Origin of the sequence: uncultured Tenacibaculum sp. (assembly GCF_947494125.1) — a bacterium.
In the GTDB taxonomy this organism is placed as follows: domain Bacteria; phylum Bacteroidota; class Bacteroidia; order Flavobacteriales; family Flavobacteriaceae; genus Polaribacter.
On sequence record NZ_CANLTU010000030.1, the window covers coordinates 1 to 2,432 of the forward strand.

Annotated in this window: 1 protein-coding gene; it reads right to left on the bottom strand. The window is 31.4% G+C overall.

The features are described from left to right. Positions 1-8 precede the first annotated feature (8 nt). On the bottom strand, positions 9-2,432 hold a 2,424-nt coding region (locus Q0881_RS17630), incomplete at its 5' end, for a T9SS type B sorting domain-containing protein (RefSeq protein WP_299163254.1).

Sequence of the window (2,432 nt, forward strand, 5' to 3'; positions counted from 1 at the left end):
TTAATAAATTATTTTCTTAAAATAGAGAAGTGGCCTTGATGTTGGTGCATTTTTCCTTTTCTGTCTACGAGTTGAATTTTAAACCAGTAGTCACTAGAAGGTAGTAATTTACCATTGTAGGTTCCGTCCCAACCTTGGCTATCTATAGGAATAATGGCTACAATTTTCCCATATCTATTAACAACAGTTATATTGCTAGAAGGATAAAAACTAGAGTTTGCTCCTTTAATTTTCCACGTATCATTTTTCCCATCTCCATTAGGAGTAATAAATTTAGGGTATTCAATAACAGATACTTTTAATTGAGCATCAGGTTTACAACCATTTTTATCTCTTACTATAACATTGTAAAAACCACCATAGATATTGTTAAATAAAGGATCGTCTTGAAACCCAGTCATGTTATTTTCTTCATCAACAATTGCAAATTCATAATCACCAATTCCTAAATTTTTATTTTCAGTAATTATTTTAATAGAATATGCATCAAGTCCATTATTGTTTGTGTCATCAACAATAACGATGTCATCATCATTTAAAGTAGGGTTAATAGATTCATTCACTACAATTTCTCTACTTCTGGTACATCCAGTTCCGTCTTGCATTGTTGCAGTAACAAGATAAGTACCTCCTTTTAATACATCTAAAAATGCGTCTGTTCCAAGTACATTAGGATCTCCTTTTAAAGTCCATTCATAGCTATAAGTAGCATTAGGATTAATAGGTTCTAATCTTGTTTGAGGGTTATTCAAACATACAATTACTGGAGTGTTTACTGTAAAACTAGGTAATGGATTGATTACAATATCGAAAGATAAATTATCATTTACACAAGAAGTTTTAGTATTTACAACTCTAACATATATTGTTTGATTATTAGCAGTATTTTCATATTTATTTTCATCTAAAGGTGCATTTCCAGTTTGTGCATCAGCCAAACTATTATGGAATGTTATTTTATAGTTGGCATGATCTGTAATAGGATAATTAGCTAAAATTTGAGGGATTTTATTTTTCAGCGTTATGTCCCCATTAACTCCATTAGTATCGTCAGAGCTAGCATCTGATTCATTATCACAATCAATATAATTAACAATATTCAAAGGAATATTAGGTTCTGGCATTATTACTAATTGTAATGTTGCAATTCCATATCTACAACCAGTAGTTTTATTCAATAAGCTAATGTGTATAATTTCGGTAGCAGGATCATCACTTAATAAATTAGCAGGAAAGTTAGTAAATGCAGGATCGTTAGAATAGCTAGTTTTTGATAGTGGTAAAACTCCGTCTATTGCGTTTTGAAGTGTTCTGTGGTAAGAGACTTCAAATAGGTTCGGATCCCTACCGTTCAATATATCTGTATCTCTTTGTGATAAATCAATGTTTTGGGCAAGTCTATTTCTAGGATCGCCATCACTAGCTGTAGCTACATCACAAACTTCTAAGTTAGGAATTGCATTTGCTATTGTAGGAAGTGGATTAATAATAATATCAAAAGTAGTATGATCATTAAAACATCCCGTTGTGTTATTGACTACTCTAATGTATATTGTTTCTTTATCTTTCGTTTGGTTTGTATAATTAGTATCGTTAAGAATAGGAGCATTTCCTGTATTTGCATCTGCAGCACTAGTATGAAAAGTAACTGTATATCCTGTTGTTTGTGCAGGGCCTAAAATGGTATTAACTCGATCTCTTAAGTTAATATTAATATTTACCCCATCATCAATAGCACCACTATCAAAATCGTCACAAAGAATAAAGTCTAAAGCTTTATTAGCTACGGGTGGTTGTTGTGCCCAAATAGTAAAACTACCAATCCCTGTACAATCATTATTAATTGTATTTATAATTTTAATATATAAAGGTTGTGGTGTATGTGCAGGTACATTTTTATTTCTGTAGTTTGTTAGATTTGGAATAGCATTAAGAACAGCATCTCTATCCGCAATAGTTTCAAATATTAATACATCTAAGTTAGGGCGGATTGCTACAGGGAACAATGCTTTTACATCATTTATAACAGAACTTATATTAAATGTAGTAACTCCATCTGTATCGTTATTATTGGTGTTGTCATTACCATCAATATCTAAAAAGTCATCACAAGTTTCAAAAGGAGTATTGTAAGCAACATCTGCAGAGAATCCTACAATTATTTCAACTCTAGAGATTCTATAACAGTTTTTATTAGTACTAGTTTTAACCCAAATAACATCTCCATTGGTAACAGGGTGTGCTGTTTGATTTGTTATTTCAGCAGTATCATTAATCGCATCATTTTGAGTAGGGTAGTACTTAAACGTTTCGTTAAGATGATTCGCGGAAATATTTACTTGAGCCAATGTTAGATTAATGTTTGTGTTTAAATCTGCATCTGTATCACAATGCCTAATAATTACAGGATCATTAACAATAACTGGTAAAGG